The sequence below is a fragment of the Nonomuraea sp. NPDC050328 genome, assembly GCF_044459405.1.
Taxonomy (GTDB): Bacteria; Actinomycetota; Actinomycetes; order Streptosporangiales; family Streptosporangiaceae; genus Nonomuraea.
Genome location: NZ_JBITIW010000005.1, coordinates 71,909 through 89,854 on the forward strand (window position 1 = coordinate 71,909; position 17,946 = coordinate 89,854).

Here is a 17,946-nt window from a genome sequence, read left to right on the forward strand (position 1 = left end):
GGTGAACACACCGCGTCCTTGCGGTGACACATCCGCCCGGACGCGGCGTTTCGGCACACCGAACCGAACACGCGGGAGGCGATGTGGCAGACAAGAACCCAGCGGGAGCCGCCGGCAGGGCACCGACGGCCGACAAGGCGGAGGCGATTCGCAACGTCGCGCTGGTCGGCCATTCCGGTGCGGGCAAGACCACCCTCGTCGAGCATCTGCTGGCCGCCACCGGCACCATCCAGCGCACCGGCCGGGTCGAGGACGGCACCACCGTCAGCGACTTCGACGAGGTCGAGGTCCGCCAGCAGCGTTCGGTGAACCTGGCGCTGGCCCCGATCCTCTTCAACGGCATCAAGATCAACCTGCTGGACACCCCGGGCTACGCCGACTTCGTGGGCGACCTGCGCGCCGGGCTGCGCGCGGCCGACGCGGCGCTGTTCGTGGTCTCCGCCTCCGACGGCATCGACGGCCTGACCAGGCAGCTCTGGGAGGAGTGCGCCCAGGTCGGCATGCCGCGCGCGGTCGTGATCACCAAGATCGACCACCAGCGGGCCGACTTCGACGAGGTGCTGGCCACCTGCCAGGACGTCTTCGGCGACGGCGTCGCCCCGCTCTACCTGCCGGTCGTCACCAACGGGCACGTCAACGGCCTGATCGGGCTGCTGTCGCAGAAGTTCTACAACTACGCCACCGGCACCCGCGCCGAGCGCGACCCCGGGCCGGAGTACCAGGCGCAGATCGAGGAGCACCGCGGCGTCCTGATCGAGGGCATCATCCAGGAGAGCGAGGACGAGTCCCTCATGGACCGCTACCTCTCCGGCAAGGAGCTCGACACCAAGGAGCTCATCGACGACCTGGAGAAGGCGGTCGCGCGCGGCAACTTCTACCCCGTGCTCTGCAGCGGCCTCGGCGTCGGCGCGCAGGAGATCCTCGAGATCGTCACGCAGGGCTTCCCCTCGCCGCTGGAGCACCCGCTGGCCGAGATCACCACCGTGGACGGCAAGCCGGTCCAGGGCATCACCTGCGACCCCGACGGTCCCCTGGTCGCCGAGGTGGTCAAGACCACCAGCGACCCCTACGTCGGCCGGATCAGCCTGGTCCGCGTCTTCTCCGGCACGTTGCGCCCCGACATGACGGTGCACGTCTCCGGCCACGGCCTGAGCGAGCGCGGCCACGAGGACCACGACGTCGACGAGCGCATCGGCACCCTGTCCAGCCCGCTGGGCAAGACGCAGCGCACCGTGCCCAAGGCGATCGCCGGCGACATCGTCGCGGTGGCCAAGCTCTCGCGCGCCGAGACCGGCGACACGCTGTCCGAGGTGGACCGGCCGCTGCTGATGACCGCCTGGTCGATGCCGGACCCGCTGCTGCCGGTGGCCATCCGCGCCAAGTCCAAGGCCGACGAGGACAAGCTGGCCCAGGCGCTCGGCCGCCTGGTCGCCGAGGACCCCACGCTGCGGCTGACCAACAACGCCGAGACGCGCCAGCTCGTGCTGTGGTGCATGGGCGAGGCCCACACCGACGTGCTGCTCGACAAGCTCGCCAAGCGGCACGGCGTCGAGGTGGAGAAGATCGAGCTGCGGGTGCCGCTGCGGGAGACCTTCGGCGGCGGCTGCCGGGCGATGGGCCGCAACGTCAAGCAGACCGGCGGCCACGGCCAGTACGCCATCTGCCACCTGGAGGTCGAGCCCCTGCCCTCGGGCGGGGGTTTCGAGTTCGTGGACAAGGTCGTCGGGGGCGTGGTGCCGCGCCAGTTCATCCCCTCGGTCGAGAAGGGCGTGCGCCAGCAGATGGAGCGCGGCGTCGCGCACGGCTACCCGCTGGTCGACGTCCGCGTCACGCTGTATGACGGCAAGGCGCACTCGGTGGACTCCTCCGACATGGCCTTCCAGATCGCCGGGCAGCTCGCGCTCAAGGAGTGCGCGGCGAAGGTCCCGGTGCTGCTGCTGGAGCCGGTGGACGAGATCTCCGTGCTGGTCGCCGACGAGTACGTCGGCCCGGTCATGTCGGACCTGTCGGGCCGGCGCGGGCGCGTGCTCGGCACCGAGCCGGTCGGCACCGGCCGCACGCTGGTCAAGGCCGAGGCGCCACAGCTCGAGATCACGCGGTACGCCATCGACCTGCGGTCGATGTCCCACGGCACCGGCACCTTCCAGCGCACGTTCCTGCGCTACGAGCCGCTGCCCAGCCACCTGGCCGGCAAGGTGACCGCCACCGGTGACTAGGGCGTACGGCGGGGCGCACCACCCGGTCCGCCCCGCCCCATCCCTCACTCAGGTCACACGAATATCACAAATCCATTTCTCTTTTCCGGCCAAAGCATCATGGAGGCGATGCCAGACTGTGGAACCATGCGAACCGCACGCCCTCTGCTCGCCGCCGCCGCCCTCGCCGTCGTCGCGACGGGCGCCGCCTACGCGTACGGTCCCCGTGCGGACGCGCGTCCCGAGGCGGCCGAACCGCTGTCCAAGGCCGCGCTCAAGCCGGTCGGCACCTGCGTCCCCGACCCGAAGCACCCCAAGCGCCAGCTCCGCGGGGTCTGGATCGCCACCGTCAAGAACATCGACTGGCCCTCCCGTACCGGGCTGAGCCAGGCCCGCCAGCAGGCCGAGTACGTCAAGCTGCTCGACGCCGCGGCGGCCCGCCGGTTCAACGCCGTCTTCGTCCAGGTGCGCCCGGCCTCCGACGCGCTCTACCGCTCCTCGCTGGAGCCGTGGTCGCAGTACCTCACCGGCACCCCCGGCAAGGACCCGGGCTGGGACCCGCTGCCCTTCCTCATCGAGGAGGCGCACAAGCGCGGCCTGGAGTTCCACGCCTGGTTCAACCCCTACCGCGCCGCCTACGACGCCAAGACCTCCAAGCTGCCCGCCAGCCACCCGGCGCGGGTCAACCCGGGCTGGACGGTCAAGTACGGTGACCGGCTCTACTACAACCCCGGCCTGCCCGAGGTCCGCCGGCACGTCACCAAGGTCATCACCGACGTGGTGCAGCGCTACGACGTGGACGGCGTGCACTTCGACGACTACTTCTACCCCTACCCGGGCGAGGGCGGTCGCTTCGACGACTCCGCCGCCTTCGCCAAGTACGGCAAGGGCAAGAAGCTGGCCGACTGGCGCCGCGGCAACGTCAACACCCTGGTGGCCGAGGTCAACGAGGCCGTGCACAAGACCAAGGCGCACGTGAAGTTCGGCATCAGCCCGTTCGGGATCTGGCGCAACAAGGCCCAGGACCCCAGCGGCTCGGCCACCTCCGGCATGTCGGCCTACGACTCGATCTACGCCGACGCCCGGCACTGGATCAAGGCCGGCTCGGTGGACTACGTGATGCCGCAGCTCTACTGGCCGCGCGGCTTCAAGGCCGCCGACTACCGGGTGCTGGTGCCCTGGTGGGCCAACGAGGTCAAGGGCACCGACGTCGACCTCTACATCGGCCAGGCGCTCTACCGCGTCGGCACGCGCGACGACAAGGCCTGGACCAAGGTCGGCGAGCTGCCCGCGCACCTGGCGCTCAACAAGGGGCACAAGCAGGTCGACGGCGACGTGTACTTCAGCGCCAAGCAGATGCTGAGCAACCCGCTCGGCGTCATGGACCGGCTGACGGCCACGCACTACAAGCGGCCCGCGCTGCTGCCGCTGATCAAGCCGCGCGGCGGCACCGCGCCGGCCAAGCCGGCCGGGCTGCAGGCCGCCGGGGCGGTGCTGCGCTGGACCGCCTCGGCCGGCGCCCGCGGCTACGCGGTCTACCGGGCCGCCGGGGCCGACGCCGCCTGCGCCGACGCCGACGGCCGCCGCCTGGTGGCCGTGGTCAGCTCACCCACCTACACCACGGCCGAGCCGGGCACCTACGTGGTGACCGCGCTCGACCGCCTGCACAACGAGAGCAAGCCCGCCAAGGTGAAGGTCAGCGAACAGCGCTGACCCAGCGCAGGTAGAGCGGGAACAGGTCGCCCGTCGGCCAGCTCGTCACCGAGTTGGCCGCGCGGTACAACAACCCGTCGATGTCGTTGTAGCTGAGGCCCGAGGCGTCGTCGCGCTGGTTGAACAGCGCGGCGTAGGTGATGCCGTCGTAGCGGCGCACCAGCAGCGTCGAGGTGCCCTGCAGGCTGCCGGTGTGCCAGGTGTTGCGGCCGCCGGTGACGTTGCGCACCTGCCAGCCGCAGCCGTACCACCAGTCGCCGGGGTTGAGCCCGGTCTCCGGCTGGGCGAAGGCCCGGGTGATCGAGGCCGGGGACAGCACGGTGGAGCCGGTGTCGAAGATCCCGGCGAAGCGGACGAGGTCGACGGCGTTGGAGACCCAGCCGCCGTGCGAGTCCATGTTCTCCAGGTTGTAGACCCCGTACGGCCCGGGCACCGTCGCCCCGGAGCCGTCGAGCACGGTCTTGCCGCTGTACTGCGAGAAGTAGGGCACCTCCCCGGTCAGCGCCTCGGCCTTGAGCGTGCGGCCCAGCTTGGTGCGCCGGATGCCGCGCGGCCCGAGGATGGTCTGCTGGACGTAGCTCTGGTACGGCTGGCCGCTGACCTTCTCGATGATCCGGCCGAGCAGCAGGTAGTCGTAGTTGCCGTAGGCGTAGGTGCTGCCGGGGTCGTGGTCGAGCATGAGCCCGGTGGTGTACTTGATCACGTCGGCCTGCTTGATCGGCAGGGACACGCCGAGTGCCTTGGAGATGGCGTAGTTGTTGAACATCGGGTCGGTGCTGATCTTGGAGTCCCAGCCGCCCAGGTGCTGGAGCAGCCGCAACACGGTGACCTCGGCCATCCGCGGGTCGGCCGGGGTCAGCCCGAGCAGGTCCACCACCTTGGCGCTCAGCGACAGCTTGCCGTCCTGCACCAGCCGCAGCACGGCCGCGGCGGTGATCGGCTTGCTCAGGCTCGCGATGCGGAACAACGAGTTCGGCTGGGTGACCGGCGTCGCGCCGGTGCTCCACGAGTAGCCACGGGCCAGCACGAGCTTGCCGTGGCGGGCCACCGCCAGCGAGCCGCAGGTGATCGAGCGGGCCTGCATGAAGCTCTTCATGGTGGCGTCGAAGCCGGCCAGCGAGGTGGGGGCCGTGCCGGTGGCCCGCCAGGTCGGCGCGGCGGCGCTCGCCGGCCTCGCGCTCAGCGCCCCGGCCAGACCGAGCCCGGCGACGGCGGCGGCGCGCCCGAGGTCACGACGCGACAGATGTGCGGACATGCGCTCTCCTTAGGCTCAACAATGAAAGCCCAAAGGCTAGCCCAATCCCTCGAAACGGACAGGCCCTATCCGGCGGGCCGGTAGACCGTGAGGGCGTCGACCAGCTTGAACAGCTCCACCGTCGAGCCCACCGGCGCCACCTCGCCGTCGATGGCCAGGTCCGGCACCCCGTGCAGCTTCTCCAGCCGCAGGCGGCGCACCCGGCCGGTCAGGTAGACCGGCGAGTCGGCCAGGCTGCCGGTGAGCGCGGCGGCGACCAGCCTGGTGCGCGCGAAGGGCAGGTCGGCGTCGACCACTCGGATGTCCAGCACCCCGTCGTCGAGCTGGCGCCGGTAGGCGGGCACCAGCCCCTCCGGCGAGTAGCTGCCGTTCCCGGCGAAGACCAGCCACACCAGGCTCCGCTCCCCGTCGATCAGCAGCTCCAGCGGCCGGGCGCGCGGCAGCACCCGCAGCAGCGCGAGCGCCGCGGCGACGGTCTTGCCGGTGCGCCGCTCCAGCTTCTCCCGGATGCGGACGAGCTCGGGGTACAGGCCGATGCTGAAGGTGTTGACGAAGTGCCGCGACGGGCTGCCGGAGATCTCGGCGGCCGACACGTCGACCGGGACGGCCTCGCCGCGCTCGACCGCTCCGGCCACCGCCTCGAAGGTGTCGGCGCCGAGGTCGCGGGCGAAGTGGTTGAGCGTGCCGCCGGGGAAGACCGCCAGCGGCAGCCCGTGCCGCAGCGCCACCCCGGCGGCGGCGTTGACGCTGCCGTCGCCGCCGCACACGCCGAGCGCCTGGCCGCGCGAGGCGGCCTGGTCCAGGAGGCCGAGCAGGTCGGCGCCGTCCTGCCGTACCAGCACCTCGGCCTCGGGCAGCAACGCGCGGATCAGCTCCTCGGGCGGGCGGCGCCGGCGGCCCACGCCGGCGCCGCTGTTGACCACGACGGCCAGCCCCGCGCCCCGCGGCAGCGCGGGGGCCGAGGCGGCGCCGTGCAGGCGGTCGTGCACGCGCGGGCCGGGCGGCAGCGCCGCGCGGGTGACGCCGGCCGCGCCGAGCCCGACCAGGCAGCCGCCCAGCACGTCGGTCGGGTAGTGCACGCCGACGTAGATCCGGGAGAAGGCGACGGCCGCCGCGAGCGGCGCGACCAGGGCGCCGAGCGCGGGCGATTCGACGGCCACCCCGGCGGCGAAGGCGGCGGCCGAGGCCGAGTGGCCGGAGGGGAAGGAGGAGGTGTGCGGCTGCCGGGTCAGCCGCCGGACCAGCGGCACCGAGTCGATCGGCGGCCGGGTCCGCTCGGCGAGCCATTTTCCGGCGGTGTTGGAGGCCAGCGAGGCCAGCGCGAGCGAGGCGACGCCCCGGCGGGCCGCCCGGCGGGCGCTCGGCCCGCCGATCGCGGCCATGAGCCCGGCGACGCCGAACCACAGCAGCCCGTGGTTGGCCGCCTGCGACAGCCTGGGCAGGACCTGCTCGGCGCCCGGCCAGCGCGCCTTGGCCACCCGCGCGAAAAGCCGCCGGTCAAGCCGGCTGAATCCACCCATGCGGCAGGGCATCCCCCGCGCGGCGGCCCGGGCAAACGCCCGTCACCGCCAAGACTCCCCCATCGCGGGCCGCCGGCCGCCGGGGCTCACTCCCAGGCCTGGGCCAGCAGCTCGCGGGTGTCGGGCAGCAGTTGCGGCAGCACCTTGGTCTGCCCGATGACCGGCATGAAGTTGGTGTCGCCGCCCCAGCGCGGCACCACGTGCTGGTGCAGGTGCGCGGCGATGCCCGCGCCCGCGACGGTGCCGAGGTTCATGCCCACGTTGAAGCCCTGCGGGTCGCTCGCCTTGCGCAGCGCGCGGATCGCCCGCTGGGTGAACTCGCCCAGCTCGGTCACCTCCTCGGCGGTGAGCTGGTCGTAGCCTGGGATGTGCCGGTAGGGCACGACCATCAGGTGGCCGGAGTTGTAGGGGTAGAGGTTGAGCACCGCGAACACGGCGGAGCCGCGGGCGACCACCAGCCCGTCCTCGTCACTGAGCTTCGGGATCTCGCAGAACGGGCAGCCGTCCCCGGATCCAGGGCCGGTAGGTTTGTTCTCGCCCTTGATGTAGGCCATCCGGTGCGGGGTCCACAACCGCTCGAAGTTGTCGGGCTCATGCATGTCAAGCAGCATAGAGAACGCGGAGGCGAGCCGAATGACCACACCCCAGCTCGAGCCCATGCCGGAGGACTGGTCGCGGGCGCTGGCCATCGTGGCCCACCCCGACGACCTGGAGTACGGCTGCGCCTCGGCCATCGCCGGCTGGACCGCCGAGGGCCGGGAGGTGGCCTACGTGCTGGTCACCCGCGGCGAGGCGGGCATCGACACGCTCGACCCGGCCAAGGCCGCGCCGCTGCGCGAACGCGAGCAGCTGGCCAGCGCCGCCGTCGTCGGCGTGAGCGTGGTGGAGTTTCTCGACCACGCCGACGGGGTGATCGAGTACGGCCCGGCGCTGCGCCGGGAGCTGGCGGCCGCGATCCGCCGCCACCGGCCCGAGCTGGTGATCACCCTCAACCACCGCGACACCTTCGGCGGCGTGGCCTGGAACAGCCCCGACCACCGGGCCGTGGGCCGCGCCACGCTGGACGCGGCGGGCGACGCGGGCAACCGGTGGATCTTCCCCGACGCCGGGCCTGAGCCGTGGAACGGGGTGCGCTGGGTGGCGGTCGCCGCCTCGCCGCAGCCCACGCACGCGGCGGCGATCAGCGACGAGGGGCTGGAGCTGGGCATCCGGTCGTTGCTGGAGCACCGCGCCTACATCGAGGCGCTGACCGACCAGGAGCCCGAGGCCTACGTCCGGGAGCTGCTGACCGGGTTCACCGGGATGACCGCCGAGTCGTTCGGCGGGCAGCGGGCGGTCAGCTTCGAACTCTTCCCGCGCTGACCAGGCTTTCCCGCGCTGGCCAGGCACGGAACAGGCGGCGGCCCCGAACCCCGGGGCCGCCGCCTGCCGTACGGGATCAGACCTGGACGCGGCGCTCGACGGCGCTGACGATCTCGGCCACCGCGTCCTCGACCGGCACGCCGTTCTTCTGCTCGCCGCTGCGGTAGCGGAAGGAGACGCCCCCGGCGGCGATGTCCTCGTCACCGGCGAGGATCATGTACGGGACCTTCGCCTTCTGCGCGTTGCGGATCTTCTTCTGCATGCGGTCGTCGGAGGCGTCGACCTCGACCCGGATGCCGTGCTCGCGCAGCTTCTTGGCCACGTCCTGGAGGTAGGCGACGTGCGCCTCGGCGATCGGGATGCCCACCACCTGCACGGGAGCCAGCCAGGCCGGGAAGGCGCCGGCGTAGTGCTCGACCAGCACGCCCATGAAGCGCTCGATCGAGCCGAACAGCGCCCGGTGGATCATGACCGGCGTCTGCCGCGAGCCGTCGGCCGCCTGGTACTCCAGGCCGAAACGCTTGGGCTGGTTGAAGTCGAGCTGGATGGTCGACAACTGCCAGGTGCGCCCGATGGCGTCCTTGGCCTGCACGGAGATCTTCGGCCCGTAGAAGGCCGCGCCGCCCGGGTCGGCCACCAGCTTGAGCCCCGACTCCTCGGCCGCCTGGCGCAGCGCCTCGGTGGCCTCGTCCCACTCGGCCTGCTCGCCGATGAACTTGTCGGAGTCGTCGCGGGTGGACAGCTCCAGGTAGAACTCCTCCAGCCCGAAGTCGCGCAGCACGCTGAGCACGAAGGCGAGCAGGGACTTGATCTCCTCGCCCATCTGCTCCTTGGTGGTGTAGATGTGCGAGTCGTCCTGCGTCATGCCGCGCACCCGGGTCAGGCCGTGGACCACGCCCGACTTCTCGTAGCGGTAGACCGAGCCGAACTCGCACAGCCGCAGCGGCAGCTCGCGGTAGGACCGCCCGCGCGCCCGGAAGATCAGGTTGTGCATCGGGCAGTTCATCGGCTTGACGCGGTACTCGGTGCCGTCGAGCTCGAAGGGCGGGAACATGTCCTCGCCGTACCACGGCAGGTGGCCGGAGGTCTCGAACAGCGTCGACTTGGTGAGGTGCGGCGTGTTGACGAACTCGTAGCCCGCCTCCGCCTGCCGCCGGCGCATGTAGTCCTCCATCTCCTTGCGGATGATCCCGCCCTTGGGATGGAAGACCGGCAGCCCGCTGCCCAGCTCCGGCGGGAAGCTGAACAGGTCGAGCTCGGCGCCGAGCTTGCGGTGGTCGCGCTTCTCGGCCTCCTCCAGCAGGTGGAGGTACTCGTCCTGCTTCTCGCGCGACTCCCACGCGGTGCCGTAGATCCGCTGGAGCTGCGGGTTCTTCTCGCTGCCGCGCCAGTAGGCGCCGCCGGAGCGCATGAGCTTGAAGGCCGGGATGACCCGGGTGGTCGGCAGGTGCGGGCCGCGGCACAGGTCGAACCAGCACAGCGACCCGTCCTTCGGGTCCTTGTTGTCGTAGATGGTGAGCTGCCCGCCGCCCACCTCGACGTTCTCCTCGTCGGAGCCGCCGCCCTTGAGCCCGATGAGCTCCAGCTTGTACGGCTCGGCCGCCAGCTCCAGCCGGGCCTCCTCGTCGCTCACCTCGCGGCGGCTGAAGGTCTGCCCCTGCTTGACGATCTCGCGCATGCGCTTCTCGATGCGCTTGAGGTCGTCGGGCTGGAAGGCGTGGTGCACGTCGAAGTCGTAGTAGAAGCCGTTCTCCACGGGCGGGCCGATGCCCAGCCTGGCGTCGGGGAACAGCTCCTGCACCGCCTGGGCCATGACGTGCGCCGTGGAGTGGCGCAGGATCGCCCGGCCGTCGGCGGAGCCGATCTCGACCGGCTCGACCACGTCGCCGTCGGCGACGGCCCAGGCCAGGTCGCGCAGCTCGCCGTTGACGCGGGCGGCGATGACGGTGCGGCCGTCGGCCTCGAGCGCGTCACCGGCCGTCGTCCCGGCCGCGACCACACGCTCGGCTCCGGCGAGGGTGATGCGTAGCTCGGCTGACACGATGGCTCCCTTGGGACGGCGCTTGTCGGATGGAAACCGATGCTATCGCGGGTCGTAGCCCAGCCTGGTCAGCTCCTCACGGCTGCCGTGGAAGACGTTGCGGTCCACCGGGCTGTTGGAGTACTGGTGGATCGCCCAGTCCCGCCACGGCGAGGGCACGACCGGGTTGCCGCGCGGGCGGTTGGGCGAGGCGATCCACAGCGGATAGCCGCCCAGGCCCGCGCAGTTGCCCTCCCTGGCGAAGTAGTCGTAGGTGTAGACGAAGGGCCGCACGCCCGCGTGCCGCTCGATCTGGTTGCACCAGCGCCGCGCGTAGCGCGCCACCTGCTCGGGCGGCAGCCCGTCGTTGGTCTCCAGGTCGAGCGCGATCAGGTCGCCGCGGCGCAGCCCGCCGGCGGCGCGGATGCGGCGCAGGAAGTGCCGGACGTGCTCGGCGGGCTCGCCCCTGGGCCGGGCGAAGTGGTAGGCGCCGCAGACCAGCCAGCTCTCCCGCATCCCGGTCCAGTTGCGCTCGAACCACTTGTCGGCGAAGTCACCGCCCTCGGTGGCCTTGGCGAAGGCGAAGGAGACCCCGGACTTGGCGTGCTCGGCCCAGTCGACCCGGCCCTGCCAGTTGGACACGTCTATGCCATGAAGCACCTTGCTCACCCTGCCGGAGTCTATTGAGGCGCCCTCCCGGCGGCCCTGCGCCGCGCCGCCGTCAGGTCAGCATCGTGCGGAGCAACCGCCGGGTGCGCTCGAACTCGCCGAACTCGGCGGCCACGAAGTCGGTCACGCCGATCGCGGCCATGGCCTCGATCTGGGCGCGCACGCTGTCCTCGTCGCCGACGATCGCCACGTCGCCGGGGCCGGCGGCGCCCTCCTTGTCGAGCATGGCCCGGTAGGAGGGGAGCTGGCCGTAGACGGCGAAGACCCGCTCGGCCTTGGCGCGGGCGGCGGCCACGTCGTCGGTCACGCAGACCGGCAGGGCGCAGACGATGCGCTTGCCCTCGCCGAGCGCGGGCACGACGTGCTCGGCGACGGTGCGGGGGCCGGTCATCCAGAGCACGGTGCCGTCGGCCTTCTCGGCGGCGAGCTTGAGCATGCGCGGGGCCAGAGCGGCGATCAGGACCGGGAAGCCGCCGCCGGGCGTGGACAGGCCGAGGTGCGCCTGGAGGGTCTCGCCGGTGTAGTCGACCTTCTCCCCGCGCACCAGCGGCAGCAGCACGTCGAGGTACTCGCGCATGTGCCGGGCGGGCTTGTCGAAGCTGTAGCCGTACATCTGCTCGATGACGACCTGGTGCGACAGGCCGATGCCGAGCGCGAGCCGCCCGCCCAGCGCGGCGTTGGCGGTCATCGCCTGCTGCGCCATGACCGCGGGATGGCGCGGGTAGGTCGGCACGACCGCGGTGCCGAGCTCGATGCCGGGCACCTGCGAGCCGGCGACGGCCAGGGCGGTGAGCGCCTCCAGCCCGAAGATGTTCGACAGCCACGCCGAGGGAAAACCGTCGGCCGCGGCGGCCGAGATAGAGTCGCGTAGCTGGTCGATGCTCTGAGGCTCACTCAGGAACAGTCCGATGCGCATGGATACCGAACTCCATTCTGTTTGCTCGTTTGTAAGGTTAGCTGCATGACCCACGAGCGTGCAGGACAGCCAGCCCGGCCGGGCGACCTGGTGGATGTGGCCAAACTCGTGACCGCGTACTACGCGGTGCGCCCCGATCCGGGCGAGGCGGCCCAGCGGGTCGCCTTCGGCACCTCGGGACACCGGGGCTCGGCGCTGGACGGCGCCTTCAACGAGGACCACATCCTGGCCACCACGCAGGCCATCTGCGAGTACCGCGAGGCCCAGGGGGTGCGCGGGCCGCTGTTCCTCGGGGCCGACACGCACGCCCTGTCCGAGCCGGCCACCGTCTCGGCACTGGAGGTCCTGGCCGCCAACGGGGTCGAGACCCTGGTCGACTCGCGCGGCGGGTACACCCCGACGCCGGCCGTCTCGCACGCGATCCTCACCCACCCGGGCTCCGACGGCATCGTCGTGACGCCCTCGCACAACCCGCCGCGCGACGGCGGCTTCAAGTACAACCCGCCCAACGGCGGGCCGGCCGACACCTCGGCCACCTCGTGGATCCAGGACCGCGCCAACGAGCTCATCGCGGGCGGGCTCAAGGAGGTGCGGCGCGTGCCGTACCGCGCGGACCTGGGCCGGCCCTACGACTTCCTCGGCGCCTACGTCGGCGACCTGCCCTCGGTGGTCGACCTCGACGCGATCCGCGAGTACGGCGTGCGCATCGGGGCCGACCCGCTGGGCGGGGCGAGCGTGGCCTACTGGGGCGAGATCGCCGAACGGCACCGGCTCGACCTGACCGTGGTCAACCCGACGACCGATCCCACCTGGCGTTTCATGACGCTCGACTGGGACGGCAAGATCCGGATGGACTGCTCCTCGCCATACGCCATGGCCTCGCTGATCGAGCGGCGCGGCGACTACGCCATCGCCACCGGCAACGACGCCGACGCCGACCGGCACGGCATCGTCACGCCCGACGGGCTGATGAACCCCAACCACTACCTCGCCGTGGCCATCGCCTACCTGTACGGTCACCGTCCCGGCTGGCCCGAGGGCGCCGCGGTGGGCAAGACGCTGGTCAGCAGCAGCATGATCGACCGGGTGGCGGCCGAGCTCGGGCGGCGGCTGTACGAGGTGCCGGTCGGATTCAAGTGGTTCGTGCCCGGCCTGCTGGACGGCTCGCTCGGCTTCGGCGGCGAGGAGAGCGCCGGGGCCTCGTTCCTGCGCCGCGACGGCTCGGTCTGGACGACCGACAAGGACGGGATCATCCTGGCGCTGCTGGCCTCGGAGATCCTCGCGGTCACTGGCAAGAGCCCGTCCGAGCACTACCGCGAGCTCACCGCCCGGCACGGCGAGCCGGCCTACGCCCGGGTGGACGCCCCGGCGACGCGCGAGCAGAAGGCGGTGCTGGCCAAGCTCTCCCCCTCCGACGTCAGCGCCGCCGAGCTGGCCGGCGAGCCGATCACCGAGGTGCTGACCGAGGCGCCCGGCAACAGGGCGGCCGTCGGCGGGCTCAAGGTCAGCACCGAAAGCGCCTGGTTCGCGGCCCGCCCGTCGGGCACCGAGGACGTCTACAAGATCTACGCCGAGTCCTTCCAGGGTCCCGGGCATCTGGCCCGGGTCCAGGAGGAGGCGCGCGCGGTGGTGTCCGCGGCGCTCAGCGGATGAGCTTGTAGGCGCCGAACGCCGCCTCCAGGCCGCCGAGCGCCATGACGACCAGGCCGGCCTTGTGCGGGTTGACGAGCCAGATCTCCTCGTCCAGCCCCCAGAGCCACAGGGCCAGCCCGACCGCGAAAGTGATCAATCCGATGATGAGCGTCTTAGGTGATTTGTCCACGAAAACAAGGCTAGAAGCGGCCTAGCCCCGTCCGCTCCCGCTGGCCGACGAGATCGTCCTACATCCTTCGGATGACGCCAGCCGCTCGCGCTCCAGATCGGCGCGGCGGCCGGCCTCGACGCCGTCGCGGTAGCCGGTGCCGCTGGTGCGCGGCACCGTGCGGCGGATGCGCGGGTAGACCTCGGCGACCGCCGCCTCGACCTCGGCCCGCCGGTCGGCCAGCACGAGCTCGGTGCCGGGCGAGGCCTCGTCGCGCAAGGCCGCCTCCTCGGCCGCCTGCAGCAGCCGGTACACCTCGTCGGCGAAGCCGAGCAGCCACGAGCGCCGGTAGGCCCGCGGGTTGGACGCCGGCGGGTCCACCGCGGCCAGACCGGTGGCCATCTGCAGCAGCAGCGAGGTGGCCAGCAGGTCGGCCCGTTCCAGGTCGGAGCCGAAGCCGAAGATGTGCACCCGCTGGCCGCCCTCCCCGCGCCCGATCAGCAGCGGGCGGCAGCGCACGGCCTGCGCGACCAGGCAGACCAGCCGCGCCTTCTCGCGCGCCCACGGGTCGGCCAGCGTGACCAGCCGGTCGCCGGGCGCCGATCGCGACGCCCGGCCGGTGAGGGTGGCCTGCTCGATGCCGTACTTGGCCATCAGCGCGGAGGCGGCCGCCATGAAGGTGGCCCGCTCGTGCGGGTTGTCGGTGCCCTCCGCCTTGGCCAGGAGCTTCCTGACCCGGTCGAGTGTCCTGGAGTCGCTGCTCAAGAAGCCGATTGTACGGCTACCGCGGGGAAGGTGCCGGTGTCGACGATGCCGTGCTCCTGGTAGAGCTGCTCGATCAGCGCGTGCGCCTGCGGCTCCAGCTTCCACAGGGCCCGCCACTCGCGCGCGGTGGCCAGCGAGATGCCCACCTCGGCGGCGATGTCGACGGTCCGCGGCACCTTGCCCTTCTCGATCTGCTCGTCCCAGTACGTGCGGCCCATGCGCATCAGCCGGGCGCGCTCGGCGGTGTCGAGGATCTGCGGGGTGGCGTCGAGGATCTCGACGTCCTCGTCCTCGTCCTCGACCAGTTCGGCCAGCGCGGGCGGGAGCTGCGGCCGGGCCGGGACCGGCTGCTGGTCGGCGTACTGCGGCCCCCACGGCACCCGCGGGTCGGCGTCGATGAGCGCCTCGGTGTTGTAGAGCGCGGCGATCTGCGCCAGCAGCGCCTCCTGCCGGGCCGGGTCGACCGCCAGGCCGGTGTGCTCGACCGCCTGGTCCATGGCCTTGTCCAGCCTGGCCAGCGCGGCCCGCACCTTGCGGTCGGGGGCGCCCTGCTCGCGCAGGTTCTTGGCGCGCTTGGCGGCCAGCGCCACCCGGGTCAGGCGGCGGTGCACGTCCACCTCGGTCGCGGTGCGGTCGCTCACCTCGGCCAGGCCGATGCGCACCAGCATCCGCTCGGGGGTGAGCCGCCAGTTGATCCGGCCGGTGCCGCGGATGCGGTGCCGTTCGATGGCCATGCCGCGTTCCCACAGCCACGCGGCGACCAGTGGGGCGGCCAGGCGGAAGATCGCCTCGGCGACGCTGCGCGCGTCCATGCTGGACAGCACCGAGGTCAGGCAGGTCAGCGCCCAGACCGCGACGCCGTCGATGCCGGCCGAGTAGTTCTCCCGCATGTTGCGCCGCGCGCGCACGGCGCTGGTGACGATGGCGACCTCGATGAAGGCGAACAGCAGGAGCCGCAGCGGCCCGTCCAGGCCGAGCACGTCTCCGGAGAAGCGCCACATGCCCTGGGCCGAGACCCCGGTGGCGATGCAGGCGGCCACGATCGTCAGCACGTCCTCGATCGGGCGGGGCAACACGTACCGCTGCCACATGCCCGCCAGGCCGCGCCCGCCCACCCGGATCAGCAGGACGGCGAGAACCAGCCCGACGAGCGCAAAGAGACCGATTAGTCCGGCGATAGCCGGTTTTTCGGTGACGAATGCAGCGATGTCATCAATTGGGGGCATCAGTGACTGTCCGTCAGGTTCGATATCCGACTGTATACGCACCGGATCATCGCAGAATGTCGTCCCGTTGTATGCCAAACAGCCACCCCAGCCCCGTGAAACACCCAGGTCGCACGGCTTTTGCCAGCCTTTACCGCTCCTTGGGGCCTAGCTGACTTTTCGTCACATTTCTTGCACGGTGACCGCCCTCGCGTGCCGCCGTTCACGAGTGCACAATCGAAGCAACGGTTGGAGGCCTCGTGAGCAGACGATCACGAAGACGCCGCGTCTTCCCCGGCGGCGAGCCGGGCCCGCTGCCCGGGTTCGGTCCCGGGGAGCCGCACTGGAGCGGTCCCGAGGACGACGACGACCCGCGGTTCGAGGATCCCGGCGGCGGGGTGCGCGAGCCCCGCAGGCCCAAGCCGGCTCCCCCGTCGATCGAGGCCCGGGCTCCGCTGCCCGAGACGCCGCTGGAGACGCGGGTCCTGGTCCTCGACTGAGACGGATCTCAGCGCCGATTCGCCGGAATGGGACGTTCTGCGGCAGGATTTGTCTTGGCTAAGGTGTCCCGCCAGGTAGGAATCGCATGTCAGTAGAGGATGAGTTCCCGCTCGTGCAGTTCATGCGCGAGAACTTCGACCCGGTCGGCGAGCTCGCTCGCATCCGGGCCGAACAGCCCATGTTCCCCATGGCGATCCCCGGGGACCAGACGGTCTGGCTGGTCACCCGGTACGAGGACGTCAGAGAGGTGCTCGGCGACCACGAGCGCTTCAGCAACGACTTCGGCAACATCATCGGGCTGGGGTCCAACCAGGACGACCCGGGCGGTCTGGGCTTCCGCGACCCGCCCGAGCACACCCGGCTGCGCAAGTACCTCACGCCCGAGTTCACCATGCGCCGCCTGCGCCGGCTGGAGCCGCGCATCGAGGCGATGGTCGAGGAGTACCTCGACCGGATGGAGAAGGACGGCTCGCCGATCGACCTGGTGCAGTCCTTCTGCCTGCCGATCCCGTCGCTCGTGGTCTGCGAGCTGCTCGGCGTGCCGTACGAGGAACGCAAGGACTTCCTGCGCCTGTCGACCAACCGGTTCGACTTCTCGGCCGGGCCAGAGGCCTCCATCCAGGCGGTCAACGACGCGATGGCCTACCTGACCGACCTGGTGGCGCGCGAGCGGCAGAACCCGGGCGACGGGCTGCTGGGCACGCTGCTGCGCGAGCACGGTGACGAGCTCGACGACCGGACCCTCGCCAGCATGGCCGACGGCCTGCTGACCGGCGGGCACGACACCAGCACGAGCATGCTCGCGCTGGGCACGCTGTGGCTGCTGGAGAACCCGGCCGAGGCGGCCAAGGTGCGCGAGCGGGAGGGCTACATCACCGAGGTGGTGGAGGAGCTGCTGCGCTACATGACCGTGGTGCAGGTGGCCTTCCCGCGCTTCGCCCGCGAGGACATGGAGTTCCTCGGGCAGAAGGTCACCAAGGGGCAGATGCTGCTCTGCTCGCTCTCGGCGGCCAACCGCGACCCCGCGCTCGGCGAGGGGATGGACAAGGCGCGCCCCGAGCGGCCGGCCTCCTCCTCCCACCTGGCCTTCGGCCACGGCATCCACCGCTGCATCGGCGCTCCGCTGGCGCAGATGGAGATGCGCGTCGCCTTCCCGGCGCTGCTGCGCCGCTTCCCGGACCTGCGCCTGGACGTGCCCTTCGACGAGGTGCCCTTCCGCAAGCTGGCCATCGTGTACGGACTCGACGCCCTGCCCGTGGCCTGGGGACCCCGGCAGGCGTAACTTCGGTGGTGTGACGATAGATCTCACCGCGATCGGCGCCGTCGTCTTCGACAGCGACGGCGTCGTCACGGACACCGCCCGCGTGCACGCCGCCGCGTGGAAGCACGTCCTGGACGGCTTCCTGCGGGGGCGTTCGGAGCCGTTCGACATCCGCGCCGACTACCTGCGCCATGTCGACGGCCGTCCCCGGCTGGAGGGGCTGCGCACCTTCCTGGCCGCCCGCGGGCTGGAGGTGCCCGACGGCTCGCCCGACGACGAGGCGGGCACGCCGAGCGTGCACGGGCTGGCCGCCGCCAAGGACGACTTCTTCCTCGCCCAGATCGGCAAGTACGGCGTGGCCGCCTTCCCGTCTGCGGTGCGCCTGCTGCACGAGCTGCGCCAGCGCGGCAGCCGTACCGCTGCGGTCACGGCGTCGCGGCACGGGCGGCGGCTGGTGGCCGCGGCCGGGCTGGCCCACCTGTTCGATCTGGTCGTCGACGGGCACGACGCGGCGCTGATGAACCTGCCCGGCAAGCCCGACCCGGCGATCCTGCTGGAGGCGGCCCGCCGGATGGACCTCGTCCCGGCCCGGGTGGCGCTGGTGGAACGGGCCATGCCCGGCGTCGAGGCGGCGCGCAAGGGCGGGTTCGGGCTGGTCGTCGCCGTCGGCAGCATCGAGTGCGACGCCGACGTGGTCGTGCGCGACCTCGGCGAGCTGACCGTGACCGGACGGGTGCGTGACCTGCGGCCGTAGGGTTGGGGG

The 17,946-nt window shown here is 71.6% G+C and carries 16 protein-coding genes; 7 read left to right on the forward strand and 9 right to left on the reverse strand.

Features of this window, described 5'->3' with window-relative positions; translation table 11 throughout:
- Positions 1-83: 83 nt before the first annotated feature.
- A complete protein-coding gene (locus ACIBG7_RS19970; protein ID WP_397337171.1) occupies positions 84-2,216 on the forward strand; it encodes an elongation factor G-like protein EF-G2 in 2,133 nt (710 codons plus the stop codon).
- 126 nt (positions 2,217-2,342) lie between these two features.
- Complete coding sequence (locus ACIBG7_RS19975) at positions 2,343-3,908, forward strand: glycoside hydrolase family 10 protein (protein ID WP_397337172.1); 1,566 nt, start codon at positions 2,343-2,345, stop codon at positions 3,906-3,908.
- Here the strand turns inward: ACIBG7_RS19975 and ACIBG7_RS19980 are convergent.
- The 3 genes from ACIBG7_RS19980 to ACIBG7_RS19990 form a co-directional block, all read right to left on the reverse strand.
- Positions 3,892-5,163 (reverse strand): serine hydrolase domain-containing protein, encoded by a 1,272-nt coding sequence (locus ACIBG7_RS19980; RefSeq protein ID WP_397337173.1) that lies wholly within the window; start codon positions 5,161-5,163, stop codon positions 3,892-3,894. The genes ACIBG7_RS19975 and ACIBG7_RS19980 overlap by 17 nt on opposite strands.
- A 65-nt stretch (positions 5,164-5,228) precedes the next feature.
- Positions 5,229-6,683 (reverse strand): bifunctional phosphatase PAP2/diacylglycerol kinase family protein, encoded by a 1,455-nt coding sequence (locus ACIBG7_RS19985; RefSeq protein ID WP_397337174.1) that lies wholly within the window; start codon positions 6,681-6,683, stop codon positions 5,229-5,231.
- A gap of 86 nt (positions 6,684-6,769) precedes the next feature.
- Positions 6,770-7,282 carry an HIT domain-containing protein gene (locus tag ACIBG7_RS19990; protein WP_357936509.1) on the reverse strand — a complete coding sequence of 171 codons (513 nt, stop codon included), beginning with the start codon at positions 7,280-7,282 and terminating at the stop codon, positions 6,770-6,772.
- Between the two features lie 34 nt (positions 7,283-7,316).
- Here ACIBG7_RS19990 and ACIBG7_RS19995 point away from each other — a divergent pair, with 34 nt between their 5' ends.
- Positions 7,317-8,045, forward strand: a complete 729-nt coding sequence (locus ACIBG7_RS19995; RefSeq protein WP_357936511.1) for a PIG-L family deacetylase — start codon at positions 7,317-7,319, stop codon at positions 8,043-8,045.
- Between the two features lie 76 nt (positions 8,046-8,121).
- Here the strand turns inward: ACIBG7_RS19995 and thrS are convergent, their stop codons facing one another.
- Genes thrS through ACIBG7_RS20010 form a run of 3 tightly spaced genes read right to left on the reverse strand, consistent with a single transcriptional unit; the run spans position 8,122 to position 11,650 of the window.
- Positions 8,122-10,086: a threonine--tRNA ligase gene (gene thrS, locus ACIBG7_RS20000; RefSeq protein ID WP_357936514.1), complete on the reverse strand. Its 1,965-nt coding sequence runs from the start codon at positions 10,084-10,086 to the stop codon at positions 8,122-8,124.
- 42 nt (positions 10,087-10,128) lie between these two features.
- Positions 10,129-10,734 carry a glycoside hydrolase family 25 protein gene (locus ACIBG7_RS20005; protein ID WP_357936516.1) on the reverse strand — a complete coding sequence of 202 codons (606 nt, stop codon included), beginning with the start codon at positions 10,732-10,734 and terminating at the stop codon, positions 10,129-10,131.
- A gap of 52 nt (positions 10,735-10,786) precedes the next feature.
- Positions 10,787-11,650 (reverse strand): TIGR03564 family F420-dependent LLM class oxidoreductase, encoded by an 864-nt coding sequence (locus ACIBG7_RS20010; protein ID WP_397337175.1) that lies wholly within the window; start codon positions 11,648-11,650, stop codon positions 10,787-10,789.
- A gap of 45 nt (positions 11,651-11,695) precedes the next feature.
- Here ACIBG7_RS20010 and pgm point away from each other — a divergent pair, with 45 nt between their 5' ends.
- Positions 11,696-13,303, forward strand: coding sequence for a phosphoglucomutase (alpha-D-glucose-1,6-bisphosphate-dependent) (gene pgm / locus ACIBG7_RS20015; RefSeq protein ID WP_397337176.1), 1,608 nt, complete (start codon positions 11,696-11,698; stop codon positions 13,301-13,303).
- Here the strand turns inward: pgm and ACIBG7_RS20020 are convergent.
- Genes ACIBG7_RS20020 through ACIBG7_RS20030 form a run of 3 tightly spaced genes read right to left on the reverse strand, consistent with a single transcriptional unit; the run spans position 13,293 to position 15,442 of the window.
- Positions 13,293-13,472, reverse strand: a complete 180-nt coding sequence (locus ACIBG7_RS20020) for a DUF5708 family protein (RefSeq protein ID WP_357936522.1) — start codon at positions 13,470-13,472, stop codon at positions 13,293-13,295. The two genes, pgm and ACIBG7_RS20020, sit on opposite strands and share 11 nt — an antisense overlap.
- Positions 13,473-13,493: 21 nt before the next feature.
- On the reverse strand, positions 13,494-14,216 hold the full coding sequence (locus tag ACIBG7_RS20025) for a DUF2786 domain-containing protein (protein ID WP_397337177.1): 723 nt from the start codon (positions 14,214-14,216) through the stop codon (positions 13,494-13,496).
- On the reverse strand, positions 14,213-15,442 hold the full coding sequence (locus ACIBG7_RS20030) for a hypothetical protein (RefSeq protein WP_397337178.1): 1,230 nt from the start codon (positions 15,440-15,442) through the stop codon (positions 14,213-14,215). Before ACIBG7_RS20030 ends, ACIBG7_RS20025 begins: the two co-directional genes overlap by 4 nt.
- 239 nt (positions 15,443-15,681) lie before the next feature.
- On the opposite strand from ACIBG7_RS20030, the gene ACIBG7_RS20035 reads away from it, so the two are divergent.
- From ACIBG7_RS20035 to ACIBG7_RS20045, 3 genes are all read left to right on the forward strand, one after another.
- Positions 15,682-15,921, forward strand: a complete 240-nt coding sequence (locus ACIBG7_RS20035; RefSeq protein WP_397337179.1) for a hypothetical protein — start codon at positions 15,682-15,684, stop codon at positions 15,919-15,921.
- A gap of 86 nt (positions 15,922-16,007) precedes the next feature.
- Positions 16,008-17,204, forward strand: coding sequence for a cytochrome P450 (locus ACIBG7_RS20040; protein WP_397337180.1), 1,197 nt, complete (start codon positions 16,008-16,010; stop codon positions 17,202-17,204).
- A 10-nt stretch (positions 17,205-17,214) separates the two neighbouring features.
- Positions 17,215-17,937, forward strand: coding sequence for an HAD-IA family hydrolase (locus ACIBG7_RS20045; protein ID WP_357936531.1), 723 nt, complete (start codon positions 17,215-17,217; stop codon positions 17,935-17,937).
- Positions 17,938-17,946 lie beyond the last annotated feature (9 nt).

Bases quoted from the DNA above. Each gene is read 5' to 3' on its own strand.
- ACIBG7_RS19975 (WP_397337172.1), top strand. From the start codon at position 2,343: ATGCGAACCGCACGCCCTCTGCTCGCCGCCGCCGCCCTCGCCGTCGTC.
- ACIBG7_RS19980 (WP_397337173.1), bottom strand. From the start codon at position 5,163: ATGTCCGCACATCTGTCGCGTCGTGACCTCGGGCGCGCCGCCGCCGTC.
- ACIBG7_RS19985 (WP_397337174.1), bottom strand. From the start codon at position 6,683: ATGGGTGGATTCAGCCGGCTTGACCGGCGGCTTTTCGCGCGGGTGGCC.
- ACIBG7_RS19990 (WP_357936509.1), bottom strand. From the start codon at position 7,282: ATGCATGAGCCCGACAACTTCGAGCGGTTGTGGACCCCGCACCGGATG.
- ACIBG7_RS19995 (WP_357936511.1), top strand. From the start codon at position 7,317: ATGACCACACCCCAGCTCGAGCCCATGCCGGAGGACTGGTCGCGGGCG.
- ACIBG7_RS20010 (WP_397337175.1), bottom strand. From the start codon at position 11,650: ATGCGCATCGGACTGTTCCTGAGTGAGCCTCAGAGCATCGACCAGCTA.
- pgm (WP_397337176.1), top strand. From the start codon at position 11,696: ATGACCCACGAGCGTGCAGGACAGCCAGCCCGGCCGGGCGACCTGGTG.
- ACIBG7_RS20030 (WP_397337178.1), bottom strand. From the start codon at position 15,442: ATGCCCCCAATTGATGACATCGCTGCATTCGTCACCGAAAAACCGGCT.
- ACIBG7_RS20040 (WP_397337180.1), top strand. From the start codon at position 16,008: ATGTCAGTAGAGGATGAGTTCCCGCTCGTGCAGTTCATGCGCGAGAAC.